This is a genomic window from Pseudomonadota bacterium (genome assembly GCA_039033415.1).
In the GTDB taxonomy this organism is placed as follows: Bacteria; Pseudomonadota; Gammaproteobacteria; order Xanthomonadales; family SZUA-38; genus JANQOZ01.
The window spans coordinates 19,778-44,925 of the sequence record JBCCCR010000031.1; the positions used below are offsets into that span (position 1 = coordinate 19,778).

A 25,148-nucleotide genomic window follows, 5' to 3' on the forward strand; every position below is an offset into this window, starting at 1 on the left:
CAGGCTTGAGGTACAGAGATTGCTGAATTGTCATTGTCTCACGGGGCGCTGTCTTGGGTTGTCGTCAACGGGTCCGGACCATGGTCCTCGGGTGGAAAAGGGTCGGGGAGCGTTTTGGTCATCAGCTGAAATATACAGGCGGTGCTCGCGCCAAACAGCAGCAAGCCGGTCATCGCCTCAAACACGCTGAGCAGCTGCCAGTTTGTAGACAGCGTGATGTCGCCAAAGCCTAGCGTGGTAGCGGTAACGACAGAGAAGTAAAGCGCATTAGGGAGCGTATCGAATTCTTCTAGCTCGCAATAGACCAGTGCCCACAGCGTGGCTTCCAGCAAATGAACCGCAATCAGCGCGAGGACAGCGAGGCTGAGAAAGGCGGGGCGTCGCGGAGAATGTCTGCCCACCGATGGTGCCGGAAACGCGAGGCATAACAGGAACCCGAGATAGCTGAGCGCTGTCATGTGGAACAACACGGTGATGAGAGAAAGCGCAATCCCCAGCAGGAACTGCGGTTCGCTCACGGCGCCGGTTCCAGCAACGGCTCGCTCGACGGAGTTGCCTTCTGAGTCCGAAACAGCAGTGAATACAGTACGGGGACCAGGAGCAGCGTAATGCCGGTGGCAAACAGCAACCCGAAAAGGATGGCTACGGCCATGGTTTCGAACATCGGTCCACCGCTCAGCCATAGCGGCAGCATGCCGCCTATCGTGGTCGCTGTGGTGAGCAGAATCGGGCGGGCACGCTGCTGCGCGGCTTCAACGATCGCCCGATCAGGAGACAGGCCGTTCTCCTCGATCTCCAGCTTGATGCGATCGAGCAGCACAATCGCGTTGTTAATGACGATGCCCGACAGCGAAATAATCCCCAGGAAGGTGAAAAAGCCAAAATCCATTCCGGTGATGAGCAGTCCGGCGACAACGCCGATGAGGCCAAGCGGAATCGTGATCAGCACAATGGCTGATTTGCGCATGGAGTTAAACTGTAAAATCAGCAGCATCACGATCGCCACGACGGCAACCGGCATCGCCGCCAGTACGGAGCTTGCCGCCTCGTCGGATTCTTCGGTTTCCCCACCCTCAATGTATCCATAGCCAGACTTCCAGCTTTGTCTGAAGTCCTCTAGCCAGGGCCGAAAGGTCTCGAGCACTTCGGCCACCGTGACGCCGATCTCGAGCTGGACTTGAATGGTGATCATCCGTTCCCGGTCGAGCCTCTCGATTCGAGCGGGCTCCCAGACAACGTCCACGTCCGCCACCTGGCTAAGCGGGACAACCGCTCCGGTGCTTTGAGCGAAGATCGTGATGTTCTCTAGCTTGCTCAGGTCATCACGATCGGAGCTGGTAGATCGCATCATGATCGGAATCGTCTCATCGTCCTCCCGAAACTCGCTGAGCTGAACGCCCGTCAGGCTGGCGTTGAGCGATGTGGCGATATCCTGATTGGTGACGCCGGCCCGGAATGCTCGTGCCTGGTCCACCTCTACCACCATTTTCTTACTCTGTGGGCCCCAGGTGTCTTTCACGGCGGTGACCACGTCGTAGTCCCATAGCTTGGCTTTGATTTCGGACTGGAGCGCAAAAAGTTCGTCAAACTCCGGTCCATACAGCTTTATCTCGATTGGGTAAGCCACGGGCGGCCCATTGGCGAGCCGTTTGATCTGCAGCCGTGCGTCCGGATGATGATTGAAGACGAAATCCTCAACGGCGAGCTTGACGGGGTCGAGCGAGGCACTGCCGTTAACGTTGACGATAAATGCGGACAGCGAATTGCGAGGATTTTCCGGCGTGAAAGCCAGCACAAAGCGCGGTCCTCCGGTGCCAATTAAACCGGTCCAACCGGTGACTCCAATTGCTTCCGGATTGGACGGGTCGACACGCTGGCTTTGAAGAAATTGTTCAATATCGCTCACCATGCGCTCGGTTGCGGCAATATCTGAACCCGGCGGGAGCTCAATCGTAGCGGTCAGCGCGGGATCTTCTGAAGGCGCAATAAACACCTGCGGCACAAACCTCATACAGGCGATGGCTCCGACAAATAGGCCAACAACCAGCAAGACAAACAACAGTCGTATACGCATCACCCCGGCCAGCAGGCCTCGATACCAGCGGTAGAACGCGGTGTTGAACTCGTCGGGCGCGTCAGCGCCTCGCACCTCGACCCTGATAAAAGGCGTAAGCATGGGAATAAACGTCATGGCGAGCGTCCAGGACAGCAGCAACGCGATGGTCACCACATAGAAAATGGACGCCGTAAATTCGCCGACGGCTGACTCCGCCAGGGCTATGGGCGTGAAGGCCGCTGCGGTGGTCAGCGAGGATATCAGCAGGGGAACCATCATTTCACCCGCCGCGTGCACGGCGGCGTCCAGCGTCGATTCGCCGTTTTGCCGGCGAACGATGACCGCTTCGACCACAACAATGGCGTTGTCCACCAGAAGTCCCAAGGCGATGATCAGCGCGGCCAGCGAGATCTGATCGATTCCAATATCGAAAAACGACATGAAAACAAAGGTCGAAACCATCACTGCGGGGATCAGAGCTGCCACCACCAGGCCGGTCCGGATACCCAGGGAAATCACCATCACGACGATGACGATTGCCACCGCCTGAACCAGATTGCTAACAAACGCGTCAACGCTGTTCCCGGTTAGCTTAGATTGGAGAAACATCGGTTTGACGGACATGCCAAGTGGCAGGGACTGCTCGACAACTTCGGTCAGTTCATCCAGGCGCTGGCCGAGCGTCAGTATGTTGCCCCCATCGCGCATGGAGACGGCCAGCAGGATTCCGGGCTCGCCGCTGATGCTCGCTTTATCGCTCACCGGGTCCTCGTAGGCACGGTAGATCTGGGCCACGTCGCCAAGCTGAATCAGGGCTCGGCTGCCGGGAATTTCAATGATGGATTCGGCCAGATCCTCAACGGTGTCCAGATTGCCCGTCGGTTCGAGCACAATTTTTTCTCGCCCGACAGTCACGTCACCGCCGGAGGATAAGATGTTCAATGACTCAAGGATTTGCTCAAGCTGCTGCGGGGAAACGCCCAGCTCGGTTAGCCGGGCGTTGTCGTATTCAATGTAGATGGCATCTTCGATGTCGCCGTAGAGATCGACTTTGGCCACGTCCGGCTCTTTCCGCAGCAAGTCCCGTATATCCAATGCGGCGTCGCGTAGCTCCTTCGGTGTGAATCCCCGCCCAACGAGGCCGTAGAGGTGGCCATAAGTGTCCCCATACTCGTCATTGACGAGTGGTGTGCTCGTTCCTGAGGGCAATTCCGACGTGACGTTTTCAACCTTTGTTCGCATGTCGTCAAAGATCGGCTGCATGTTGTCATAGCTGTCTTTGAATTCGACCGTAACAATGGAAACGCCGGTGATCGACTCGCTGGTGATCTCATCGACTTCGGGCATCTCCTGAATTTCTTCTTCAATCGCGTCGGTGACCAGCTGCTCAACGCGTTCTGGGCTGGCACCAGGAAAGAACGTTGTTACTGTGGCAACGCGAATCGTGAAGCCGGGATCCTGGGCTTTGGGCAGCGCCAGGTAGGCAGTCAGGCCACTGAAAAAAAGCGCGATCACGGCGGTGATCGTGACGCGGTTGTAGCGAATCGCGGCGGCGGTTAGGTTCATCTTTTGACCTAGGGCTGCTGAACGAGCATGCCGTCCCGGGCGTTAATCTGCCCGGCCGTGACAACCCGCTCGCCCGCGGCCACGCCGCTGAGTATTTCCATGCCGAGCTCGGACAGCTCGCCGGTGCTGACCGGGCGACGCTCGAGCATCGCCGCGCCGGAGCGCTGATCCGTAGGTGCTACGACGTAGACGAAAGTGCCACTTTCGTCTTTTACGACCGCTGCAGCCGGTAGATAGAGGCGTTGCGAATCCGCTTCCGCGCCGACAAACTGGAAACGGACTTCAGCCGCCAGGTTGGCGCGGATCTCATCGGGCAGGGTGGTCAGGGCCAGCGTCACCGGGAAGGTTCGGCTGTTGCCCGTGCCGACGCCAACCTCTGAGACGATGCCTTCAAAGGTCCGCTCCGGAAACGCGGGAAAGCGGACTGAGCCGGCCAGCCCGTTGGAAAACGAGGCTATCAGGCTCTCAGGCACCGACAGCTGCACCTCCCAGCCTTCACCACAGTTCACCGTCGCCACCGTCTGGCCGGCAGTGACGTTCTCGTTGCTTTCGATCTGCAGGTCAGCGATGGTGCAGCTCGCTGCCGCGAGAAGGCGGGTGTACTGCAGATTCAGTCGAGCGAGTCTCGCCGCCTGAATGGAGGCGTTGTGTGACGCTTTCGCTGACTCCGCATCAGCCAGCGCCGTGTCTAATTCATTGCGCGAAGCGTTGTCGTTGGTATATAGCTGGCGTACGCGCTGGTATTCCGCCTCGGCGTTTCGTCGACTGGCGTTGGCACTAGCCTGGTCCGCCAGGGCCTGTTCGAGCTCCACGGCAAACGTTTCCTGATCGAGCGCGGCGACCAGTTCGCCCGGCGCCAGCGCGTCTCCAACATTGACCGGCACGTCCGCGACCGTCCCTGAGACCTTAAAACTGAGCTCGGCCTCTTCCGCTGATCGCGCTGAGCCGCTGAATACGCGCTCGCGCAATGCGGCAGAACCGCTGCCTGCGACGATAGACTTCACCGGCCTCAGCGGCGGCTCGCGGTTAGGCGGTTCTTCCTGGCACCCGGTCAAGAGCGCGCAAATGAGGGGCGTGCAAAATAGCAGTGCGGGTGAGCTAGGAAGGTTTGAGAGTCCACGCATCATCGATTGGTCCCTTGGTTTGCTTGGGCAAAATCCAGCAGCTGCTCAAGCCAGGCATCCGCTTCGCTGGTGGACACCGCAAAGTCAAAGAAGCTCACGCTGCGCTGTAGCCGTACCAGGTTCTGCAGATGGGTAAAGACCGCGTTGGCGGCTGCCAGTCTGGCGCTGATGAAAGCATTTTGTGCATCGATCAAGTCAATGTAGCTGGCCGTGCCCCGAACGTAGGAATCGGTTACGAGGTCCAGCGTGCTGCGGGCCGCGTTGGCGGTTTCATTCGCAAATCCGATGTTGAGTCGGCTGGACACCACGTCAGCAAGCGCCGAGCGTGCTTGCGCTTCGATGATGTCGCTGGTTTGTTGCAGGGTGAGCTCCAGCGAATCAAGCTGAAACTCAGCACGTCGCTGGGCGGCGCGAATGGCCCCGCCCTCGAACAGGCTCCAGGTCGCCTCAACGCCGACGCTCCAGTCTCGGTCAAAGTCGGTGCTTACCAGCGCATCACGATCATCGATTATCTCGCTGGCCTCGCCGACCGCGCTGATTGTGGGGACATAGCGGCGACGCTCGGCGGCGAGCAACAGACGATCTTGCGCGTCGATCTCAGCTCGGAGCGAGGCTAGTTCCGGAGCGTTCAGGAGCGCCTTCTCGGCCAAAAAGTCGCTAAGCGTTTCCACGCCGACGGGACCCGCCAGGAATCGGTCAAAACGGTCGTCGCCAAAGATCTGAGGCGTGACGATGCCGGTTTCATCCACCTGGAACGGCAGGGCGATCGGCTGTTGGAGCACCCGGTTCAGCTCAAACTGCTGCTGCTCGTAAGCCGCCTGCGCCTGAGTGACACTCTGCTGGTCGATCCCGAGTTCGGTCTCAAAACGAAACACCTCAGATCGGCTCGTCGAACCGACCTGGTATCGGAACTTGGCTCTTTCGAGGTTTGCGCGAGTCAGGTCAAGATTTTCGATCTGGATATCCCGTTCGGTCTTGGCGATCAGCAGCCCGAGGTAAGTCTGTGCAGCGGTCTCGATCACGTCCAGCTCGGTGGCGTACAAATCCGCGTCTCGCGCCTGCTCGAGAAACCTTTGGGACCGATAGCTGCTTGAGAGCTGCTCGGAGTAGATGTTCTGCGCGAGCGTCAGGCTAGCCTGCGTGGTTGTCGTCGGACCGTTCAGTGCCAGGTCTCGATCCTGGTCCAACCAGCTGAGGTCACCGGTCAGCTGTGGCAGCAGCGCACCCTTGGCGACGTTGCTGTCTTCGCGGGCCACATCGAGATCGCGGGCTGCGATGGCACGCTGCAGATTGCGTTCGAGCGCCTCCTCGACCGCCGCCCGAAGCGTCAGGACCCGGCCTGTGGGAAGGTCCTCATTCAGGATCTCTGAGGCGAAAATCAGTTCGAATGACGGCTGGAATCCAATCGCTTCTGCGGTTCGGCGATTGATCACCAGACGGTCGCGAACGTCCAGCGTAATCACCAGATCCTTTGTCGATCGGCCGAGGGCGAGATCTCTGACATCGATCGCCAGCCGGCGCGCGAGTTGGTCGGGCGGGATTACCAGGGTGCGACCCATCAGGAAGCCGGCAAGCACATCCCCGCGGCCAAGCGAGGAAAAGGTTGCGAGTTTTGACGCCTCGGCGCGGCGGATCAGCTGGCTGTAGTCCTGCGGACTCACCTTTTGCAGTGGCGTGACGAACAGTGCGTCAACCCCTTCCGGGACAAAGCCGAGCGTCGTCGAATCCGCCGGGTCTTGCTCTAGCACGCTCAGCGCGAAATCGACAGACGCCTGAAGCTCATCAATCAGCACGGCGATGCTCGGCACTGCGCTGAGGAGACTGGCGTCGATCAGAACCGCTACGTGTTCGGCGCCGGTTGCCGCCTGAAATTCTGCCAGTGCGCCGGCAAAGTCCAGCGACGTAGTGAGCAGGTGCAGGTTTTCGATAGCGCTGGACCCGGCGTCAGTCACCGAAAAACCTTGGATCTCCGGCTGAATGACGGTGGCAGCAATCAAGGGTTTTGCTGGACGAAAATCCGCCGCCACGCTGCTGGCGATGATGTCGAGGGCGATTACCATGTCGGCGCGGGAATCGGACAGCGCACGCTCGATGGCTTGCCGCGCGCTGTCGGCCGTCCATCGATGGGAAAAGTCATCGTCTTCCAGAATCTGGTAAGTCAGCTGTGTGTCGCTAAGGCTGCTGAGCTCCGATCGAAGCTGTGCGCGAGATACCGCATCGAGCGAGCTGGTTGGATCGCCAACGACCGCGATATTGACGGTTGCCGCAGCACTAAGCTGGCAGAACAGGACGGCCAGCCATACGACCCAATGGTTCCGCTTCAAGTTAACGAGAAACATCAATGATCCAACACACCACGGGCCGTCTCACTGAAAGCAACTGCTGATCCTTTTTCTTGACAGGTGCCCGGGGGGGGCGTGTATATAACCGGACTCAAGTGTGCATCACGTGCCTCGGATCGGGCAGGACTTTGAACTCAAATAGTCGGACAAAACGCGCCATTGTGACCACGCCGCGTGCCCACGCGACCTTTGGTGCGACGACGGCCGCGTTTCTGCTGTCACGCGGCTGGACCATGAATAAGATCAATGAGGCATGCGGCGTTACGGGTCTACAACTTGTGAACCCAAACGAGCGCTTGCCGGATGACGTGCTGCCCAGGCTCTGGCACGCGGTATGGAAGGAGTCCTCGGATGAGGCGCTGACCTTGAAGATGGCCAGGGCGGCACCGTTTTCGTGTTTCGCCGGGCTCGCCGAGGGCATGCAGTTTGCCGGTAACCTGGAGGAGGCGCTTTCCCTGCTGGCGAAAAACCGAGTGCTGTTGGCCGATCGCCTGGAGGTGGCTTTGGTCGAAGTTGATGGCGCGGTGATGCTGCAGGGCACACACCCTAGCGACGCTATTGACGAAGGCCGAACCTCTGAGCTTGCCGCGGCCCTAATTGTCCGGTTGGTTCGTGAAGTACTCAAAGTTGAGGGCGCAGTGAAGGGCATTTCGCTGCAATACGCTGCCTGGGGTCCTAAACAGGCTTACCATGAATACTTTGAAGTGCCGGTAAAATTTGAACAGGCCGAGTCCGGGATCATTTTCCACGCCGACAAGATGACAGCCGCGATCAGTCACGCCAACGCCGAGATGTTCTCTTATGTCGATGAACATTTTTCGCAGGCCATTAAACACATCATGGCAGCCGGCTATCCGGCACAACTTTCGAAGCTTCGCTCGGCGATTGCTGATAACGCCAGCATCGGCGTTTTTGATGGTCGGGCAGCCGCCGAGAAGGCCTATATGAGTCTTCGGTCGGCGCAGCGCCTCGCGGCGTCTTATCAGTTGACGCTCAATCAATTGATCGATGAGGTTCGCGCAGAGTTTGCCGAAGAGCTACTGGGTGACCCGGAGTTCTCGATAGCGCAGGTCGCTCAGCTGGTTGGCTATTCTGACGATCGGGCTTTCCGACGGGCATTCAAGCGCTGGACCGAGCAAACGCCGTCCTACTTTCGACGTTCGCGAGGCATCGAGTAACGTCACCCATGCCCGTTTGGTTTGATTTTCAGGGCTTTTTTGTCGCGTCAGCTCGGTCTTCGGCTAGCGACAGCTGAACAACATTGTCTTTTGACGCTTGACACCCCTCGGTATCGCGTTAATATTTAACACGTTAAATAAAGGCACCCGCAACACGTGACCCTTTTGCTCCGAAACTGTGGGAGACGACAGCATGACCGCGGTCAGCAGTAACGTTGAAAAGCTGGGAACCTACCTGGAGCGATTCCGTCAGGCGGGCATCCTTAATCGAATTAATGGCGTCGACTCATGGGGTGGCGCTGGAACGTTCGATCTATTCTCACCGGTCGACAAATCCCTGATTTGCCAAGTTGCAAAGTCCACACCCGCTGACGTCGATGAAGCGGCAGAAGCTGCCCGTGACGCCTTTTTTGCTTGGCGTGATATGCCTGCGCTTCAGCGAAAGAAGATTTTGATCAACGTTGCTGAGGCCATCGAAGGTCGGGCTGAAGAGATTGCGCTGTGCGAATGCTGGGATACCGGCCAAACGATCCGCTTTATGTCCAAGGCAGCGCTGCGGGGTGCCGAGAATTTCCGGTACTTTGCCGATCAGGTCACCGCAGCGCGCGACGGTCAGCAGCTCCGATCGCCCACCCTGATGAACATCACAACGCGGGTCCCGATTGGTCCAGTTGGCGTCATCACGCCCTGGAATACACCGTTTATGCTTTCCACCTGGAAGATTGCGCCGGCGCTGGCCGCCGGTTGTACGGTGGTGCACAAGCCGGCGGAAGACTCGCCGCTCACGGCTCGGCTGCTCGTGGAGATCGCTGAAGAGGCTGGCCTGCCGCCCGGCGTCCTCAACACGGTTAACGGCTATGGCCACGACGCGGGCAAGCGTCTAACCGAACATCCGGACATCAAAGCAATTGCGTTCGTGGGTGAAAGCCGCACGGGGGCGATCATCACCAAACAAGGGGCGGACACGCTCAAGCGCATGCACCTTGAGCTGGGCGGCAAAAACCCGGTCATTGTGTTCGACGATGCGGACCTGGAGCGTGCGCTCGACGCGGTTATCTTTATGATTTTCTCCATCAATGGAGAGCGGTGCACCTCGTCGTCGAGGCTGCTGATTCAGGACTCCATCAAGGAGGCTTTTGAGGCCAAGCTGATCGAGCGGATCAACAACATCAAGGTGGGCCACCCGCTGGACCCGGCGACGGAGATTGGGCCGCTGGTCACCGAAGAACACTACAACAAGGTTACGTCCTATTTTGCGATTGCCAAAGAGGACGGGGCGACCGTTGCTGCCGGGGGAGAAACGATCGGCAATCACGGCTATTTCATCCGCCCGACCTTGTTTACCAACGCTAATAACCAGATGCGGATTGCTCAGGAGGAGATCTTTGGTCCGGTGCTAACCTCCATTCCGTTCGCCACGGAAGAAGAAGCCCTGGCGATCGCCAACGACACGCAGTACGGCCTGACAGGCTATGTGTGGACCAACGATTTGACGCGGGCGCTGCGCTTCACCGACCAGCTCGAAGCCGGGATGATTTGGGTCAACTCCGAGAACGTTCGGCACCTGCCGACACCCTTCGGAGGCATCAAGGCATCGGGTATCGGGCGCGACGGCGGAGACTGGTCGTTCGATTTCTATATGGAGCAAAAGCACGTGGGTTTCGCCACCGGTCAGCACAAAATGATGCGCCTAGGCGCGTGATTGGCTAAGAGTCAGACGCAGAGGAAGCCATGGGAGAAATTGTACTCGCCGCGAAAATGACGCACGTGCCCACGCTGCTTATGTCAGAGCAGGAGGGGCCGATCAAAGGCAAGCGTGCCGCGGCCATCAGTGGGCATTTGGAAATCGCGCGCCGAGCCCGGGCGGCGAAGGTGGATACGGTGGTGATCTGCGACACGCATTGGGTGATCAACGCGGGTTTTCACGTGAACGCCAACGAGCGGTTTGAGGGCCTGTTTACCTCCAACGAGTTTCCGCAGTTCATCCAGAATCTCGAGTACGCGTACGCCGGGAACCCGGCGTTGGGCGACGCGATTGCTCAAACCGCTACCGAAAAAGGGATCTATACCCTTTGCCATCATCTGGACAGCCTCGAGCTGGAGTACGGCACGCTGGTCCCCATGCGCTTCATGTCCCGGGAACACGAGATGAAGGTTGTATCGGTCGGCGCTTGGTGTACGGTCCATACCCACGAGGAGAGTCGCCTGCTGGGCGAGGCGATCCGGGACGCCGTTGAAGCGTCCGACAGCCGCGTGCTGCTGGTTGCCTCCGGCTCGCTCAGTCATCAAATCTGGGCCAACAAAGACTATGCCGCCAACAACGGAACGTTCACGATCAGTTCTGAGTTCAATCGGCAGATGGACCTGCACGTGCTGGATATGTGGCAGCGCGGCGATCACGCAACCTTTTTGAAGATGCTGGGTGACTACGCCAGGCACTGTACCGGGGAAGGTTTTATGCACGATACGGCGATGCTTTATGGGGCACTCGGCTGGGATCGATACGACTCGCCCTGTGAGGTGATTACCGAGTACTTCCCATCGTCGGGCACGGGGCAGACCAACGTGGTTTTCCCCGTCTAGTCAGCATGAGGGGAAAGCGATAATGCGATTGGCCACCTACCGTGCCGACGGTGAGCAGTTTTACGGCGCTGTCACCGAGGAGGGCATGCTGGCGCTGTCACCTGCTTTTCCGCAGTGGCCGACGCTCTATGATGCGGTCGCTGAGGGTGGGTTGGCCCAGCTAATCGACGCGGCCAACGGCAGCGGCCCAACCCACACCGACTTCGTCTGGGAAATGGTTCTGCCGAACGCACCCCGCATCCTCTGCGTCGGGGTGAACTTTCCGGACCGAAACGCCGAATACCAGGATGGCAGCGCGCAGCCCAAATTTATGTCGCTGTTTCCGCGTTTTGCCAGCGGCTTTACCGGCCACAATCGACCGCTGGTTCGACCACCCGAAAGCCACACGCTGGACTACGAAGGGGAGGTGGCGATTGTGATCGGCAAAGCCGGCCGGCGAGTTGCGGCGGCCGAGGCTTACGATCACATTGCTGCCCTGACAATCTGCAACGAAGGCACGATCCGGGAGTGGGTTCGCCACGCGAAGTTCAACGTGACGCAGGGCAAGAACTGGGACTGCTCGGGCGCTATGGGGCCATGGCTGGCGCCGTTCACAGACGCGTCTCAGCTGGACGAAGCGCGGATTCAGACGCGGGTAAACGGCGAGGTCCGGCAGGACGATGTCCTGGCCAACATGATGTTTCCGGTGCGCCAGGAGATCGCCTACATCTCGACTTTCATGACGCTGCGTCCTGGCGACATCATCGTGACCGGGACCCCGACCGGCGCGGGTGCGCGGCTGGATCCACCCAGCTATCTAAAACCCGGCGATGTGGTGGAGGTGGAGGTCAGCGGAATCGGGACGCTGCGCAATACGGTGGAAGACGAACCGGCGTAACCACTTCAAACGGCGGCAGCCTCTTCAGTAGCCGGCGGGCGAGTCGTCCTCGTCAGTTCCGCGACATTGGGCAGCCAGCGCTCTGGCGGCATTGCCGATCAGCAGCGTGTCGACCCCCACGCCGACAAAGCTGGCGCCGGCGGCTACGTAGTCTCCGATCTCGGCCGGATCGAGGCAAAGCAGTCCCGCATACTTGCCTGCTGCTCGGACGGTGGCGATGCCATCTTTGATGGCCCTGATCACCTCGGGGTGGCTCACGCCGCCAACGTGCCCCATGGACGCGGAAAGATCAGATGGACCAAAAAACACGCCGTCGATGCCGTCGGTGGCGGCGATCGCGGGTAGATTTTCTAGCGACTGCACGGTCTCTGCCTGAACAACCACACACATCTCCCTGTTGGCGTCATGAAGATAGCCAGGAACCGTGTTCCAGCCGGCGGCTCGTGCCATCGAGGTACCCATGCCGCGGATGCCATCAGGTGGATACTTGACGGCCCGGACTAGCTCTGCAGCCTGATCCGGCGTATCCACCATCGGCACTACAAAGCTCTGAACGCCGATGTCACAGAGCTTTTTCAGCAACGCCGGCGATCCGTCGACGGGGCGCACGATGGGCGCTACGTCGTGCGGCGCGAGCGCTCTGAGGTGATGCATGACATCCCTCAGTTCGAACGGTCCATGCTCATGGTCCACCACCAGCCAGTCGAAGCCCGCCATGCCACAGATTTCTGCAACCGAGGCGTCAGGGATGCCTAGCCAGAGGCCGTATTGAGGTTCACCGGTTTCGAGCCGGGAGAGCATGGCATTGCGTTGAAGCCTGTTCATATAAATCTCACGTCGATCTTGCCCAGGGGGCCATAGTCGGCCAGTACGTGGTCGCCAGCCTTGACCGGCACTGGCCGAGTGAAAGAGCCGGCGAGCACCACCTGGCCTGGCTCCAGTCCGATCCCGTAGGGGGCAAAGCGTCGGCAGACCCAGCGGATACCATGCGCCGGGTGACCCATGACCCCACCGGCCAGGCCGGTCTCCTCCACCTCGCCGTTGAGCCGCAGCATGGCGCCGGCCCAGGGGAGATTGATGGCCGAAGGTCGAACCTTCTGTTTGCCCAGAAGGTAGCCGGCGTTGGCGGCGTTGTCGGCGACCGTATCAAAGACCTTTCGGGTATAGCCGGTCTCCGGGTCCACGCGAAAGCTTCGCGCTGCAATCAGCTCCAGTGCTGGCACGACATAGTCGGTAGCCGCCAAAACCTGGTCAACGGTGACGTCGTCGCCGGACAGTGGCGCTTTGAGAACGAACGCAAATTCGACCTCAATACGCGGATCGGTAAAGTCGCCGGCACAGATTTCGTCGCTTGAGGAAAAGTCCATATCGTCGAGCAGGACGCCAAAGTCCGGGGTATCGATTTTCATGGCCAGCTGCATTGCGCGCGAGGTCAGGCCAATTTTGTAGCCGGTGACGGTTCGACCGTCCTGGATCTTGCGGTCCACCCAGGCTTTCTGGATCGCGTAGGCGTCCTCCAGAGTCATATCGGGAATCGACAGGGAAAGCGGCCGTATTTGCCGGCGCTGCCGCTCAGCTTCGTAGAGCTGCTGAGCGGCCGCTAGAATCTGATCTTCGGTGATGGGCATCAGCGTTGGGTGAGCCGTTGAGGAGAAAGAAAACATGTTAACTAACTGCAGGCGGGTTGTTAAGGCAAGCTGGCCAACGAATCAGTTGTTAATACTCGCGATGCAGGACGAGGCCCCGTCAGTCAGGGCAAGCATTCGCCAGATCCTGCGGCAGGACGACAAAAATTTGCTGTAATGCCGCCTCACTATGAGCATTTTTGAACACATCTCCGTTTTTCTTTCGATCATCCTGGGCTTGGCGATTGTTCACCTGCTGGGTGGGTTGTCGCTGATTCTCGATCGTCGGGTCCAGGCTCGGGTCTATTGGGTCCACCTGCTGTGGGTCGCCAACTTGCTGTTTGTCAGCGTACTGGTCTGGCTGGGCAATTTTGTGCTTTCAGACGTTGAAGTCTTCAGCGTGTGGCATTTCCTGAATCTGGTTGCCTATTGCATGGTGATTTACCTGATGAGTGGTCTGCTGTTTCCGGTTCGGGGCGGCGAGGTAACCGATTTTCGCGCGCACTTTGAGGCCAATCGCGTGCGTTTCTTCAGTCTCGGGCTGCTGTTTGTCCTGACTGACATCGTCGACGGTTTGCTGGAACACCTGGCGATTGGTCTTCCGCTGGCGCCGGGCCAGTTCATCACCCTGGGGCTGGAGTTCGTTTTGTTCGTCGGCGGCCTCAAAACGGCCAGCGAGCGCTATCACGGTGCCGTCGCTGTGCTGTTTTGTCTCGGCTCGATCGGCTGGCTGGTCAGCCTTGTTATGATTGGCGTTGTCACGACCTGATGTAGCAGCATCAGGTCAGCAAACTTGTCAGCGGGGCAGGAGGGGCATCCATGGCAGCAACACTCGATCCGACGGAAGCGATTCGTACCGAGGCGGCCGGCTATTCCTCGGCGGTCACCGGGAAGTCGTGCAACCAGCAGTCATTCAAGGTGGGCAAAGGCACGTTTCTGTTTATTGGGCCCGGGCCTAAAGGGCAGGGCTACAAGGCGATGTTCAAGCTGGATCAGTCAATGCCGCAAGCGAGAGAGCTAGCCGAGGAAGCACCGCAGCGTTTTGAAGTTGGCAAAACCGGCTGGGTGACCGCTCGGTTTTCCGCGGACCAACCGCTGCCGAAGCGCCTCTGGAAAAAGTGGCTCAAAGAGTCCTACCAGCGCACCAGCGGCGCGGGATGAGTTCCCGGTTCGTCATCACCATGGCGAAGGTCCCGCAGTGACAACCATTATTAGGACAGCCGGCGAGGGAGACGCTGAAGTTGTGCGGCAGCTTCATCTGAGCGCCTTCGACGATAGCGAAAGCCAGGAGGTCGCCGAGCTGGCGGCCAGGCTTTTGGGGGAGGCGGACAGCCCCGAAACCCTCAATCTACTGGCCGTGACGGACGGGACGGCTTCGGGTCACGTGGCGTTCAGCAAAGTGTCTCTCAGCGGATCTCCCGAGTTACGAGCTTCTATTCTGGCCCCGCTGGGCGTGGCGGCCGGCTTGCAGCGGTCGGGCATCGGCTCACAGCTCGTTCGTTATGGTATGCAACACCTCACGGATGCCGGCGTGGCGTTGGTATTTGTCTACGGTGATCCAGGCTACTACGGCCGTTTTGATTTCAGCTCAGAGGTAGCGCTGACCTTTGAGGCGCCGTATCCGCTCCAATACCCCCACGGCTGGCAGGCGCGGGTCATCGACCCTGAGGTTGAGCTGCCCTCATCCTGCAAGCTTACGTGCGTGACGGCGTTATCCGACCCGGGGCTCTGGTAGAAGCAACCAGCGGAATCCCTCGAAGGCTGAGGTCTGCGATGTCACAACGTCCTCGCCGACCAGCCCGATCGCCGCTGGGTCTTTTGGCCCTGTCGTGGCTGCATTGGGATGACTATTCTTGCGCTTCTTCTTTGACCTGAGGCCACGCCGTCAGATGAAAAAGCGCTACAAGCTAGGATTTGGATTTCTGGGTCTGCTCGCCGGCGCCTTTGCGGTGCTGCTGGTTGCCATCAGCCGTAACAGCGACTGTCCGGCAGATATCCCGTCCTCCGATTCACCCGACGCGATGACCGCGGTGGTCCAGCATTGTTACGGCGGCCCAGAGGTGTTGACCCTTACCCGTGAGGACCGCCCGACGGTCGGCGAAAAAGAGGTTTTGATCCGGATCGTTGCCGCCGGCGTCAATCCGCTCGACTGGCACTTCATGCGGGGGACCCCCTACGTGATGCGGTTGATGTCGGGCATCGGCAAGCCCGGTGATCAACGGGTCGGCGTGGACTTCGCCGGCACCGTCGAGGCCATTGGTCCCGGTGTAACCCGGTTTAAGCAAGGTGACCGCGTCTTTGGTGGCGCGAACGGCGCGTTTGGCGAATATGTGGTGCGCTCAGAAGATCGGGCGATTGCCATCATCCCGGAGAACATCAGCTTTGAGCAGGCCGCTGGCGTGGGAATCGCCGGTGTCACCGCGCTGCAGGCGCTCACCGACAAAGGGAAGCTCCAACGCGGTGAGAAGGTCCTGATCAACGGTGCCTCGGGCGGCGTAGGGACGTTTGCGGTCCAGATCGCTAAGGCGATGGGGGCGGAGGTCACCGGCATTTGCAGCGGCCGCAATCGGGAGCTGGTGCTGGGGCTCGGCGCGGACTACGTGATCGACTACAAGGTCGAGAATTTTACCGAGCAGGACAAGCAGTACGACCTCATCGTCGACAACGTCGGCAACCACTCGCTGTCGCGCCTGCGGGGAGTTCTTGTGCCCACGGGCAGACTCGTGATTGTGGGCGGCAAAAAAGGTGACTGGATCGCCCCTCTGGTGCCGACCATCAAGACCATGATCGTCGGACCCTTTGTCGATCAGGAGATTCAGACCCTCCTGGCGGTTTTGACCCAGGAGTCGGTGGAGAAGCTGGCCGCGATGATGGGGGCGGGGGAAGTCACGCCCGTCATCGATCAGCGTTTCGACCTGGCGGATGTTCGCAACGCGATTGCCTACTCGGAGTCTGGACGAGCCCGGGGCAAGATCATTCTGGAGATCGACCCCGAATCACTCTAGCTGGCGGGTGCTGGCCCGGGCTCCGACCCCGTGTCTGACCCAGCGGTGGTTGAGCGCTGCGGCTGAAAACGCCGCAGCAGCGCCACCAGAGCGGCCACCACAATCAACATGATGATCAGCCCGTTGAGCGCGGGCAGGTAGCTCTCGTCAGCCACCCGGCGCATGCCCAGGAACTGGATGCCAGCCGCACCGGCCAGCGAGTCCACCATGGTGAACAGACCGAGAATTCGACCGTAAGAGGGTCCAGCAAAAAACTCTGCGAGCACAAGCTGGATGGCCGAGAAGGCGCCGGCAAAACCGACGCCGTAAACCACCGCGTAGCCAAAGAGCGTCAGGTTGCTGCTCGGGTCAACCATGCGGAGCACCACCAGTCCGAGCATCAGGTTGATGATCGACAGCAGCAGGATCCACACTTTGTTGAAGTGGTCGCCCAGGTAGCCAAACAACACTTTCCCGACAATGGCGCTCCAGAAAAACACGCTGAAGATCACCGGCAGCTCGCCTCGATCGACCCCGAGGTCCTGCCCCAGAAAAATCGACTGGTGCTGCAGGATGCCGACGATACAAAACCACAGCGCGGCGGTTGCCACCATCATGAGGTAAAACGCCGGCAGCTTGACGGCCTCCATGAGGGTGATGCCGGGGACGTTTGCTGGCTCGACGGCAGAAGCCTTTGGCGCCGCTTCTTCATCGGTACGATCCGTATCGGGTCGCTGGTTGCGGATCAGCAGCAGCCCCATACCCATCATGATCCCGCCCACGATGGCGATGAGCGTGATGGCCTCACGCCAGCCCTGTTCGGCCAGGGTGGTTTTGGCCAGCAGCGGAAAAAGCGCGCCGCCGAGGCTCGAGGCCATCAGAAAGATGCCCACCGCGAGGCCTCGTCGCTCGACGAACCAGCGTGACAAAATGAGCATGCTCGCCACCAGGCCGCAGCCAGCCAGACCGACGGAGCAGGTGAGGTAAATCAGGGTCATTTGGTTGAGCGTGCTGATGTGGGCGTAGAAGCCGAGCGGCACCACAATCAGAATGACGCCAAAGAACATGATTCGCCGAGCGGGGTAGCGATCGCACAGCGCGCCTAAGATCGGCGTCAGCAGCGCCGTCAGCAGCAGAAACAGAGACGCCGGGCGCGTAACCTCCGCTTCATTCCAGCCAAACTCAGCCGTCAACTCCGGATAGAGCAGCGGCAGCGTGTTGAGCAGGATTCCGTTAGTGGCCATGTAGAGCAGAAACAGGCCGGCGAGGACCCACCAGGCGTAGTCAATTTTTTTCATCGGGTGAATCTCAACCTATGGAATCAGTGGTTGGCGGGATCAGGTGACGGAGACGCCATGCATCGGGCGATGAGATGTTCGTCCTCGAACACGATTTGATCTCCATCAACAATTTTGCGCCGTTTTCGGGTTTCGATCTGGCCGTTGACGAGGACCGCGCCGGCAGCAATCAGCATCTTGGCCTCACCGCCGCTGCCGACGACGCCGCTGATCTTGAGCACCTTGAACAGCTCAACGGGCTGCCGGTTCAATTCAACTTCCTGCTGGGACAGCGCCTGGTTGCTCCCGTGTTGCGGCCCACTAAGATGGGTGGGCCAAAATCACCGCCGCCGAGCCAGCACGGCGGGGCCTGAGCCCGATATGCGCTGACGGACGGGTGTGTAATAGTGGCAGGGTGACGGCGGCAGTGCCAGACCTTCAACAAAAATACCAACCGACCCGGCCAGCCGCCTGCTGCTCGGGCTGACAGGGAGACAGGCAATGGCTGATCCTCGCTTGAGGCAGATGATTGAGAACCAGCAGATGGTGGTTGCGCCGGGCGTTTTTGACATGATGGCGGCCCACATCGCCAACGGAATCGGCTTCGACGCCGTCTACGCCTCAGGCTACTGGCTCACCGCTTCCTATCTGGGAATCCCCGACGCCGGCATCGCGACCTTCACCGATATGTTAAACCGCGTCAGCCGCCTGTGTGAGATCAGCAACGCCCCGGTTGTCGCTGATGCGGATACGGGATATGGCGGCCTGCTGAATCTTCACCATACGGTCAAGGGTTACGAAAAGGCTGGCGTATCAGGCTTCCAGTTTGAAGACCAGGTGTTTCCCAAAAAGTGTGGGCACACCAAGAACCGGATGGTCGTTCCGCTGGAGGAGATGGTCGACAAGATCAAGGTGGCGCTCGATGCGCGCACCGACAGCAACATGCTGCTCATCGCCCGGACCGACGCCCGCACGGACTACGGCCTCGACGTGGCGCTGGAGCGGGGGCAGGCGTTTGCAGAAGCTGGTGCAGATCTGGTGTTTGTTGAGGCGCTGGAGACCGAGGAGGAGATGCGTAAGGCGACGGCCACCATTGGACATCCCATGATGGCCAACATGGCGGACGGAGGCCATACGCCGATCTTTAGTGGAGACAAGCTTCAGGAAATCGGGTACTCGCTTGCCATCTTTCCGGCCATCACCGCGCTATCGGCCATGGCGGCGGTGGAGTCGGCGCTTAAACACATCAAGGCCACCGGTACCAGCCAGGGTTCGCCGGTGCCGCGCTTCGACTTTCAGGAGATGTGTGTGCTGCTGGGCTTCGAGGACGTGTGGGACTTTGAAAAGCGCTGGGGGGTGGGTCACCAGTCGGACTGATCGCTGGCCGTCGCGGCGGGCATTGGGTCAGCCCAGGCTGCTGAGCTCCCGCGTAAGCAGCGAGGCGTCACCGAGGTTGAGTTCCACCAGCCGCTTCAGGTGGACAAAGCTGTCCATGTCGATCTTTTGGCAGATAAAGCCAATGCGCTGGTCGGCCACATGCGCCACCGTCACCGACATGCTGATGATGGCGCTGCCCTCGAGCTTGACCTCGATGCGGTAGAAGTCACCCTGCTTACCGGACCAGTCTTCGGGACGCTTGAGGAGCGCCCCTTTCAGTGAGATGTCGATCAGCTCGCTTTCCCAGGCCTGCGAACCCGAGTACAGGTGTACGCGGGCCTCGATGTTGAAGCGGGAAAAGCGGCGGCGTTCAGCGCCGCTGGGCTCGGACTCACTCACAATAAAAGCCTGAAAAAACAGGAGCGTCTGGATTATATCTCAAACACGCCTCAGTGCACGGTAGGCTGGGTGACCCCCGCACCCTCCGGTGGCGCACCACGAACCTCTACGCTTTTGATGACGTTATCGTGCAGTGCGGTGATCGTGAAGGTCAGGCCGTCGATCAGCACCTCGGTGCCCGCCTCTGGAATGGTCTGCAGGTGTTCCAGCAGCAGACCGTTGACGGTCCGCGGGCCCTCGGTTGGCAGCGCCCAGCCGAGCCGGCGGTTCAGGGAGCGCACGTTCTCCGCCCCGTCGATCAGCAGGGTCCCGTCGCGGCGGCGCGTCGGGCGGCGAATTCGGTTGCGCGGCTCGGTGGTAAATTCGCCGACGATTTCCTCCAGGATGTCGTCCAGTGTAATCAGCCCTTGAATGTCGCCGTATTCGTCTACGACCAGCCCCAGGCGCCGCTCCCGCTCCTGAAACTCCAGCAGCTGCTGGGTGAGGCTGGTGGTCTCCGGGACAAAATAGGGTTTGCGTATCAGTCCACGAAGGGAGGCCAGATCGAGCGTACCGGCGGCGAGCCGATTAACCACGGTGCGCACGTGCAGCACGCCGGTGACCTCTTCAAAATCGCCTTCGATCACCGGCAGCCGCGTATAAAAACTGTTGCGGATCTGATCAACGATGCTTCCCCAGTCGTCCTTGAGGTCCAGGCACACCATGTCGTTACGCGGCACCATGGCGTCCGATACGCTGGCCTGCTCAAGATCCAGGATGTTGAGCAACATGGACCGGTAGCTGCCGGTGGCGCGGGTGCTGGAGTCGCTGAGCATGGTGCGCAGCTCGTCTCGGCTGAGCTGATCGGATCGGCTGAAAGACCGCATACCAAACAGCTTCAGCAAGCCGTTGGCGGCCCAGTTGATGAGCGCAACCACCGGGTAAAGCAGCCGCAGCAGCCAGCCCAGGGGCGACGACACCGGATAAGCCAGGCTCTCGGGATGCACCGCAGCCCAGGTCTTGGGGGCCACCTCGGCGAAGATCAGCACCAGAGGTGTAAACACAAACGGCATGATGATCGGCCCGAGGTCGCTGTAGAGGCGGATGCTGATCACCGTGGCCAGGCTGGTAGCAAAGATGTTGACCAGGTTGTTGCCGAGCAAAATGATGCCGATCAGCCGGTCGGGCTCTGCCAGGAGTTTGGCAACCCGCGCGGCCTTCTTGTCACCTTCGCTGGCGCGATGCCGAAGCTTGTAGCGATTCACCGCCATCAGGGCGGTTTCGGAAGAGGAGAAGAAGCCGGACAGCAGGAGCAGGACCGCCAGGCCGATCAGCAGGTACGCTAGGGGAATGTCGTCCAAGGTTGGGGCCTGTCAGGCAACTCGCTTCAGAATCAGTTCCAAAACCAGTTTGCTCCCAAAATAGGCGACCAGCAACACGGCGGCGCCGGCCAGGGTCAGCCTGACAGCGGTGCGTCCGCGCCAGCCAAACTGCCAACGGCCCCAGAGCAAGAGGCCAAAAACCACCCAGGCGCAGATCGACAGAACGGTCTTGTGGACCAGATGCTGGGCCATCATGTCGTCGACAAACAGCATCCCGGTGACCAGGGCCAGGGTGAGCAACAGAAAACCCATGGTGATGACCTGGAACAACAGCTGTTCCATCCGCTGTAGCGGTGGCAGGTTGTTGAGCACCAGCAGGCCACCGCCCCGCAGGGCCCGATCCTGCAGCAGGATCACGGTCGCCTGGGCGGCGGCGATACAGAGCAGGGCGAACGCCATCACCGACAGGGCCGCGTGAACATTGAGTTGCCAGCCGAGTTCCTTGAGCACCACAATCTTCACGCCCCAGACCAGCTGGAGCGATACGGTCAACGCGGCCAGGGGAAACAAAACCAATCCCAGGTTCATCACCGGTCGAATGAGCGTGCCCGCGAGCACCATCATGACCGTGAGCCAGGCAGCGGCGGACAGCATGTAGAAAAACCCGAGATTCAGCTGACCCTCAGAGCCGCTCAGGATCCAGAGCAACGCACCGTGGCACAGCGCAGCGGCGGCGATGGCGAGCAGCAGCGGCCGGCGGTGTGCGTCCTGGCTGGGCGCGCGAATGCGCATCAGCGCAAGCGTTGCGCCGACAATATAGAGAAAGATGCTGGGCAGACCCGCAATGACCGGACTCATCCGGAAATCATCGCATAAATCGGCGGTGTGATGCCCGCTTTGCCGGCTTATAATGGCCTCCCGCTTAGTTATTGGTATTCGGCTCCTATGTTCCAGTCGCTGTCAGATCGCCTCGCCGCAACCTTCCAACAGGTCCGTGGCCACGGCCGCATCACCGAAGAGAACATCACCCAATCGCTCCGCGATGTCCGCATAGCGCTGCTGGAGGCCGACGTTGCCCTGCCGGTGGTGACGCAGTTTGTTGCGCAGGTTAAGACACGTGCGTTGGGGCAGGAGGTGCTGCGTTCAATCAGCCCGGATCAGGCCTTTATTAAGGTGGTTCAGGATGAGCTGACCGAGATCCTGGGTGGCCAAAACGCGGCGCTCAACCTGAACGTGCAGCCGCCGGCAGTCATTCTTCTGGCCGGTTTGCAGGGCTCGGGTAAGACCACCACCACCGGCAAGCTCGCCCGACTGCTCAAAAACGAACACGGCAAGAAGGTGATGGTGGTGAGCTGCGACGTGCATCGCCCAGCCGCCATCGACCAGCTCCAGACGCTCGCCGCGCAGGAGGAGGTCGCGTTTCACCCCTCTGACGTCAGTCAGAAAGCTGAGGCGATCGCCAAAGATGCGCTGGCCGCCGCCAAAAAACAGTTTATGGACGTGCTGCTCGTCGACACCGCCGGGCGCCTGGCGATTGACGAAGCGCTTATGGCTGAGGTGCAGCGCATCGCTGGCGCTGTTACGCCTGCGGAGACGCTGTTTGTGGTGGACGCCATGACGGGACAGGACGCCGCCGCGACCGCCAAGGCGTTTCACGACGCGTTGGCCATTACCGGCGTGGTGCTGACCAAGGTTGATGGTGACGCTCGCGGTGGCGCTGCGCTGTCGGTCCGCCAGGTGACCGGGCAACCGGTAAAATTCATGGGGGTCGGGGAAAAGACTGACGCGCTGCAGGCGTTCCATCCCGAGAGGATCGCATCACGCATCCTCGGCATGGGTGACGTGCTGACGCTGGTCGAGGAAGCACAGCGAAAGGTTGACGCGGACAAGGCGCAGAAGCTGGCGCGGAAGGTCAGCCGTGGCAAGCGCTTTAGCCTCGAGGACTTTCGCGATCAGCTTGAGCAGATGCAGAACATGGGCGGGATGACCTCCATGATGGACAAGCTGCCCGGCATGGGTCAGATTCCGGACGCGGTGAAGTCCAAGGTGGATGACCGCGACACCGTTCGAATGATCGCGATGATCAACTCGATGACCCCCCAGGAGCGACAGTTCCCTGATTTAATGAATAAAGGCTCCCGCAAGCGCCGCGTCGCCAACGGGTCCGGTACCACTATCCAGGACCTCAACAAGCTGCTGAAGCAGTACAACCAGATGCAGCGCATGATGAAGAAGTTTGGCAAGGGCGGTATGAAGGGCCTGATGAAAAAAATGCAGGGCCGGATGCCCCCTGGCGGGATGCCGCCCGGCTTTCCGGGGCGTTAGCCGCCGCAGGCGCAAGGATCCGGCCGCCTGGCTGGGATCTGGACCGGTATCCGAAGCGGGGCCGAAAAACCCCGCAAAAGCCTTTATTTTTGACGTCCGTGATGTAAAATGGCGCGCTTTTGTTTGCGCAGGTAGCCACGCGGTGGCCCCTCAGCAGGATTAATAAGAATGGTTAGAATCAGATTGTCTCGAGGCGGCGCCAAGAAGCGGCCCTTTTATCACGTGGTCGTGACCGATCAGCGCAACAAGCGCGACGGACGTTACATCGAGCGCGTCGGCTTCTTCAACCCCGTAGCCCGGGGACAGGAAGAGCGTCTTCGCCTGGATGCCGAGCGCATCGCCCATTGGGTGGGTGTTGGCGCGCAGATTTCTGATCGCGTGCGCTCACTCATGAAGGAAGCGCAAGCCGCCGAAGCGGCCGCAGCGTAAGTCAGCCGTGGTCGAGCGCGTCGTTTTAGGGCGCGTGGCCGGCCACCATGGGCTTCGCGGCTGGCTGAAAGTGCTGTCGTTTACCGACCCGCGCGAAGGCCTGTTTGCTTACGAGTCGCTGTATTTGGGCGACAGTGCGGCGGTTGAGTTCGAGAGTCAGGTTCGCGGCAAGCTGCTGCTGCTGCGGCCAGCCGGGGCGAGCAGCCGCGAAGACGCTGAGGTCTGGCGAGACGCGGAAATCTGGCTGCCAAAGAGTGACATGCCAGAGCCTGAGCCGGGCGAATACTACTGGCACGACCTCGAGGGCTGCAGCGTTGAGACTGTCGATGGACAGCCGCTCGGAACGGTGGATCGGATGATGGCCACCGGAGCCAACGACGTGATGGTGGTCCTGGGTACACAGGAGATCTTGATCCCGTTTGTCCAGGGCGTTTACGTGATGAGCGTGGACATCGGATCGAAACGGATCACGGTGGACTGGGATCCGGAGGCGCTTTAGCGACCAGCCCGAGCCAGGCGCTGGGTCGACCGAAGCGGCCTCACGGAACGCGACCGGGCGGGTTGATGATGCGAATCGACGTGATAACGCTGTTTCCCGACGGTTTCAGCCGTTGTCTGGAAATGGGCGTCACCGGTCGGGCCTTGCGCGACGGCCTGGCGGAGCTAAAGACCTGGAATCCCCGGGACTTTGCCCCCGATGCCCGAGGTACCGTGGACGATCGTCCCTTTGGGGGCGGACCGGGCATGGTGATGGCAGCGCCGGTGCTGGCCAGCTGCATTGACGCGGCTTTGGCGGATGCGGCGCCTGCGCCGATCCGCTATCTGAGTCCGCAGGGCCAGCGGATCTGTCAGGGTGACCTGGAGCGCTGGGCCGAGGAGCCCAGAAATGTTTGGCTCTGTGGTCGTTATGAAGGGGTCGATGAGCGACTGCTCGATCGGCCCAATTTGGAACAGTGGTCGCTTGGCGATTTTGTGCTGAGCGGTGGCGAGCTGGCCGCAGCCGCGGTGCTGGATGGCGTGATCCGTCTCCTGCCGGGGGCGCTGGGCCACGCTGAGTCTGCTGACCAGGACTCGTTCAGCAGCGGTTTGCTGGACTGCCCGCACTACACCCGACCGGTGGAGTGGCGGGGACAGGAAGTCCCGGAGGTCCTGCGGTCCGGGGACCATGGCGCGGTAGCGCGCTGGCGGCTGAAGCAGTCGCTGGGACAGACCTGGCTAAAGCGGCCAGAGCTGCTGAATGAACGTGGCATGTCGCCTGACGAGGCGCACCTGCTGGAAGAATTTTTACAAGAGCGGCACGACGGTGCCCGAAACCAGAGAGAACCGTGATGAGCGACATCATCAAACAACTCGAACAAGAACAGATGGGCCGGGAGCTTCCGGATTTTGGTCCGGGCGATACCGTAGTGGTCAACGTCAAGGTTGTTGAAGGCAGCCGCGAGCGCCTCCAGGCGTTCGAAGGGACGGTGATTGCGCTGCGAAACCGGGGTTTGAACTCGGCGTTCACGGTGCGCAAGATCTCTCACGGCGAAGGCGTCGAGCGGGTCTTTCAGACCTACAGCCCGCAGATCGATTCTGTGACCGTCAAACGTCGCGGTCGGGTACGACGCGCCAAGCTCTACTACCTGCGCGGTCGCGAGGGTAAAGCGGCTCGGATCAAGGAGAAACTCGCGCGGCGGTAACGCCCGCCGCGTCGACAAGAAAA

25 protein-coding genes are annotated in these 25,148 nt (G+C 60.2%); 14 read left to right on the forward strand and 11 right to left on the reverse strand.

The features are described from left to right. Positions 1-38 precede the first annotated feature (38 nt). The 4 genes from AAF358_21475 to AAF358_21490 form a co-directional block, all read right to left on the reverse strand. Entirely contained in the window at positions 39-518 is a 480-nt protein-coding gene (locus AAF358_21475) for a potassium channel family protein (GenBank protein MEM7708138.1), read from the reverse strand. After that, positions 515-3,622 carry an efflux RND transporter permease subunit gene (locus AAF358_21480; GenBank protein MEM7708139.1) on the reverse strand — a complete coding sequence of 1,036 codons (3,108 nt, stop codon included), beginning with the start codon at positions 3,620-3,622 and terminating at the stop codon, positions 515-517. Before AAF358_21480 ends, AAF358_21475 begins: the two co-directional genes overlap by 4 nt. Positions 3,623-3,630: 8 nt before the next feature. Continuing rightward, the gene (locus AAF358_21485) at positions 3,631-4,626 is read right to left on the reverse strand and encodes an efflux RND transporter periplasmic adaptor subunit (protein ID MEM7708140.1); all 996 of its coding nucleotides are present in this window, start codon (positions 4,624-4,626) and stop codon (positions 3,631-3,633) included. 119 nt (positions 4,627-4,745) lie between these two features. Continuing rightward, a complete protein-coding gene (locus AAF358_21490) occupies positions 4,746-7,085 on the reverse strand; it encodes a TolC family protein (protein ID MEM7708141.1) in 2,340 nt (779 codons plus the stop codon). A 236-nt stretch (positions 7,086-7,321) separates the two neighbouring features. On the opposite strand from AAF358_21490, the gene AAF358_21495 reads away from it, so the two are divergent. From AAF358_21495 to AAF358_21510, 4 genes are all read left to right on the forward strand, one after another. Further along, positions 7,322-8,266, forward strand: coding sequence for an AraC family transcriptional regulator ligand-binding domain-containing protein (locus AAF358_21495; protein MEM7708142.1), 945 nt, complete (start codon positions 7,322-7,324; stop codon positions 8,264-8,266). A gap of 193 nt (positions 8,267-8,459) precedes the next feature. After that, a complete protein-coding gene (gene hpaE / locus AAF358_21500) occupies positions 8,460-9,968 on the forward strand; it encodes a 5-carboxymethyl-2-hydroxymuconate semialdehyde dehydrogenase (GenBank protein ID MEM7708143.1) in 1,509 nt (502 codons plus the stop codon). Positions 9,969-9,997: 29 nt separating this feature from the next. Next, positions 9,998-10,849, forward strand: coding sequence for a 3,4-dihydroxyphenylacetate 2,3-dioxygenase (gene hpaD / locus AAF358_21505; protein ID MEM7708144.1), 852 nt, complete (start codon positions 9,998-10,000; stop codon positions 10,847-10,849). Between the two features lie 22 nt (positions 10,850-10,871). After that, positions 10,872-11,726 (forward strand): fumarylacetoacetate hydrolase family protein, encoded by an 855-nt coding sequence (locus AAF358_21510; GenBank protein MEM7708145.1) that lies wholly within the window; start codon positions 10,872-10,874, stop codon positions 11,724-11,726. Between the two features lie 24 nt (positions 11,727-11,750). Here AAF358_21510 and AAF358_21515 read toward each other — a convergent pair whose 3' ends face one another. Together AAF358_21515 and hpaH are read right to left on the reverse strand one after the other, a co-directional pair. Next, positions 11,751-12,551, reverse strand: coding sequence for an aldolase/citrate lyase family protein (locus AAF358_21515; protein MEM7708146.1), 801 nt, complete (start codon positions 12,549-12,551; stop codon positions 11,751-11,753). Continuing rightward, positions 12,548-13,390 carry a 2-oxo-hept-4-ene-1,7-dioate hydratase gene (gene hpaH / locus AAF358_21520; protein ID MEM7708147.1) on the reverse strand — a complete coding sequence of 281 codons (843 nt, stop codon included), beginning with the start codon at positions 13,388-13,390 and terminating at the stop codon, positions 12,548-12,550. Before hpaH ends, AAF358_21515 begins: the two co-directional genes overlap by 4 nt. Positions 13,391-13,541: 151 nt before the next feature. On the opposite strand from hpaH, the gene AAF358_21525 reads away from it, so the two are divergent. The 4 genes from AAF358_21525 (at position 13,542) to AAF358_21540 (ending at position 16,356) form a co-directional block, all read left to right on the forward strand. Beyond that, on the forward strand, positions 13,542-14,120 hold the full coding sequence (locus AAF358_21525) for a hypothetical protein (GenBank protein MEM7708148.1): 579 nt from the start codon (positions 13,542-13,544) through the stop codon (positions 14,118-14,120). Positions 14,121-14,170: 50 nt separating this feature from the next. Next, on the forward strand, positions 14,171-14,512 hold the full coding sequence (locus tag AAF358_21530; GenBank protein MEM7708149.1) for a hypothetical protein: 342 nt from the start codon (positions 14,171-14,173) through the stop codon (positions 14,510-14,512). Positions 14,513-14,549: 37 nt separating this feature from the next. Then, complete coding sequence (locus AAF358_21535) at positions 14,550-15,086, forward strand: N-acetyltransferase (GenBank protein MEM7708150.1); 537 nt, start codon at positions 14,550-14,552, stop codon at positions 15,084-15,086. Between the two features lie 154 nt (positions 15,087-15,240). Then, positions 15,241-16,356: an NAD(P)-dependent alcohol dehydrogenase gene (locus AAF358_21540; GenBank protein MEM7708151.1), complete on the forward strand. Its 1,116-nt coding sequence runs from the start codon at positions 15,241-15,243 to the stop codon at positions 16,354-16,356. Here the strand turns inward: AAF358_21540 and AAF358_21545 are convergent. Next, positions 16,353-17,633: an MFS transporter gene (locus AAF358_21545; protein ID MEM7708152.1), complete on the reverse strand. Its 1,281-nt coding sequence runs from the start codon at positions 17,631-17,633 to the stop codon at positions 16,353-16,355. The two genes, AAF358_21540 and AAF358_21545, sit on opposite strands and share 4 nt — an antisense overlap. Positions 17,634-17,656: 23 nt before the next feature. Continuing rightward, on the reverse strand, positions 17,657-17,884 hold the full coding sequence (locus AAF358_21550; GenBank protein ID MEM7708153.1) for an RNA-binding S4 domain-containing protein: 228 nt from the start codon (positions 17,882-17,884) through the stop codon (positions 17,657-17,659). Positions 17,885-18,113: 229 nt separating this feature from the next. Between AAF358_21550 and AAF358_21555 the strand changes: the two genes are divergently transcribed. Continuing rightward, positions 18,114-18,989: an isocitrate lyase/PEP mutase family protein gene (locus AAF358_21555; GenBank protein MEM7708154.1), complete on the forward strand. Its 876-nt coding sequence runs from the start codon at positions 18,114-18,116 to the stop codon at positions 18,987-18,989. A gap of 27 nt (positions 18,990-19,016) precedes the next feature. Here AAF358_21555 and AAF358_21560 read toward each other — a convergent pair whose 3' ends face one another. Genes AAF358_21560 through ccsA form a run of 3 tightly spaced genes read right to left on the reverse strand, consistent with a single transcriptional unit; the run spans position 19,017 to position 21,547 of the window. Further along, on the reverse strand, positions 19,017-19,388 hold the full coding sequence (locus tag AAF358_21560; protein MEM7708155.1) for a PilZ domain-containing protein: 372 nt from the start codon (positions 19,386-19,388) through the stop codon (positions 19,017-19,019). A gap of 50 nt (positions 19,389-19,438) precedes the next feature. Next, positions 19,439-20,728 (reverse strand): HlyC/CorC family transporter, encoded by a 1,290-nt coding sequence (locus AAF358_21565; protein MEM7708156.1) that lies wholly within the window; start codon positions 20,726-20,728, stop codon positions 19,439-19,441. 12 nt (positions 20,729-20,740) lie between these two features. Then, positions 20,741-21,547: a cytochrome c biogenesis protein CcsA gene (gene ccsA / locus AAF358_21570; GenBank protein MEM7708157.1), complete on the reverse strand. Its 807-nt coding sequence runs from the start codon at positions 21,545-21,547 to the stop codon at positions 20,741-20,743. A gap of 87 nt (positions 21,548-21,634) precedes the next feature. Between ccsA and ffh the strand changes: the two genes are divergently transcribed. The 5 genes from ffh to rplS all read left to right on the forward strand — a co-directional run bounded on the left by ffh (position 21,635) and on the right by rplS (position 25,125). Further along, the gene (ffh, locus tag AAF358_21575) at positions 21,635-23,014 is read left to right on the forward strand and encodes a signal recognition particle protein (protein MEM7708158.1); all 1,380 of its coding nucleotides are present in this window, start codon (positions 21,635-21,637) and stop codon (positions 23,012-23,014) included. A 168-nt stretch (positions 23,015-23,182) separates the two neighbouring features. Next, the gene (rpsP, locus tag AAF358_21580; GenBank protein MEM7708159.1) at positions 23,183-23,443 is read left to right on the forward strand and encodes a 30S ribosomal protein S16; all 261 of its coding nucleotides are present in this window, start codon (positions 23,183-23,185) and stop codon (positions 23,441-23,443) included. A 7-nt stretch (positions 23,444-23,450) separates the two neighbouring features. Continuing rightward, positions 23,451-23,942 (forward strand): ribosome maturation factor RimM, encoded by a 492-nt coding sequence (rimM, locus tag AAF358_21585; GenBank protein MEM7708160.1) that lies wholly within the window; start codon positions 23,451-23,453, stop codon positions 23,940-23,942. Between the two features lie 68 nt (positions 23,943-24,010). Beyond that, entirely contained in the window at positions 24,011-24,772 is a 762-nt protein-coding gene (gene trmD / locus AAF358_21590) for a tRNA (guanosine(37)-N1)-methyltransferase TrmD (protein MEM7708161.1), read from the forward strand. Beyond that, on the forward strand, positions 24,772-25,125 hold the full coding sequence (gene rplS / locus AAF358_21595) for a 50S ribosomal protein L19 (GenBank protein MEM7708162.1): 354 nt from the start codon (positions 24,772-24,774) through the stop codon (positions 25,123-25,125). Before trmD ends, rplS begins: the two co-directional genes overlap by 1 nt. Positions 25,126-25,148: the final 23 nt, after the last annotated feature.

Bases quoted from the DNA above. Each gene is read 5' to 3' on its own strand.
- AAF358_21555 (MEM7708154.1), top strand. From the start codon at position 18,114: ATGGCTGATCCTCGCTTGAGGCAGATGATTGAGAACCAGCAGATGGTG.
- AAF358_21495 (MEM7708142.1), top strand. From the start codon at position 7,322: ATGAATAAGATCAATGAGGCATGCGGCGTTACGGGTCTACAACTTGTG.
- AAF358_21545 (MEM7708152.1), bottom strand. From the start codon at position 17,633: ATGAAAAAAATTGACTACGCCTGGTGGGTCCTCGCCGGCCTGTTTCTG.
- AAF358_21540 (MEM7708151.1), top strand. From the start codon at position 15,241: ATGAAAAAGCGCTACAAGCTAGGATTTGGATTTCTGGGTCTGCTCGCC.
- rpsP (MEM7708159.1), top strand. From the start codon at position 23,183: ATGGTTAGAATCAGATTGTCTCGAGGCGGCGCCAAGAAGCGGCCCTTT.
- AAF358_21490 (MEM7708141.1), bottom strand. From the start codon at position 7,085: ATGTTTCTCGTTAACTTGAAGCGGAACCATTGGGTCGTATGGCTGGCC.
- AAF358_21530 (MEM7708149.1), top strand. From the start codon at position 14,171: ATGGCAGCAACACTCGATCCGACGGAAGCGATTCGTACCGAGGCGGCC.
- hpaD (MEM7708144.1), top strand. From the start codon at position 9,998: ATGGGAGAAATTGTACTCGCCGCGAAAATGACGCACGTGCCCACGCTG.
- hpaE (MEM7708143.1), top strand. From the start codon at position 8,460: ATGACCGCGGTCAGCAGTAACGTTGAAAAGCTGGGAACCTACCTGGAG.
- trmD (MEM7708161.1), top strand. From the start codon at position 24,011: ATGCGAATCGACGTGATAACGCTGTTTCCCGACGGTTTCAGCCGTTGT.
- hpaH (MEM7708147.1), bottom strand. From the start codon at position 13,390: ATGTTTTCTTTCTCCTCAACGGCTCACCCAACGCTGATGCCCATCACC.
- rplS (MEM7708162.1), top strand. From the start codon at position 24,772: ATGAGCGACATCATCAAACAACTCGAACAAGAACAGATGGGCCGGGAG.
- AAF358_21510 (MEM7708145.1), top strand. From the start codon at position 10,872: ATGCGATTGGCCACCTACCGTGCCGACGGTGAGCAGTTTTACGGCGCT.
- ccsA (MEM7708157.1), bottom strand. From the start codon at position 21,547: ATGAGTCCGGTCATTGCGGGTCTGCCCAGCATCTTTCTCTATATTGTC.
- ffh (MEM7708158.1), top strand. From the start codon at position 21,635: ATGTTCCAGTCGCTGTCAGATCGCCTCGCCGCAACCTTCCAACAGGTC.
- AAF358_21515 (MEM7708146.1), bottom strand. From the start codon at position 12,551: ATGAACAGGCTTCAACGCAATGCCATGCTCTCCCGGCTCGAAACCGGT.
- AAF358_21480 (MEM7708139.1), bottom strand. From the start codon at position 3,622: ATGAACCTAACCGCCGCCGCGATTCGCTACAACCGCGTCACGATCACC.
- AAF358_21525 (MEM7708148.1), top strand. From the start codon at position 13,542: ATGAGCATTTTTGAACACATCTCCGTTTTTCTTTCGATCATCCTGGGC.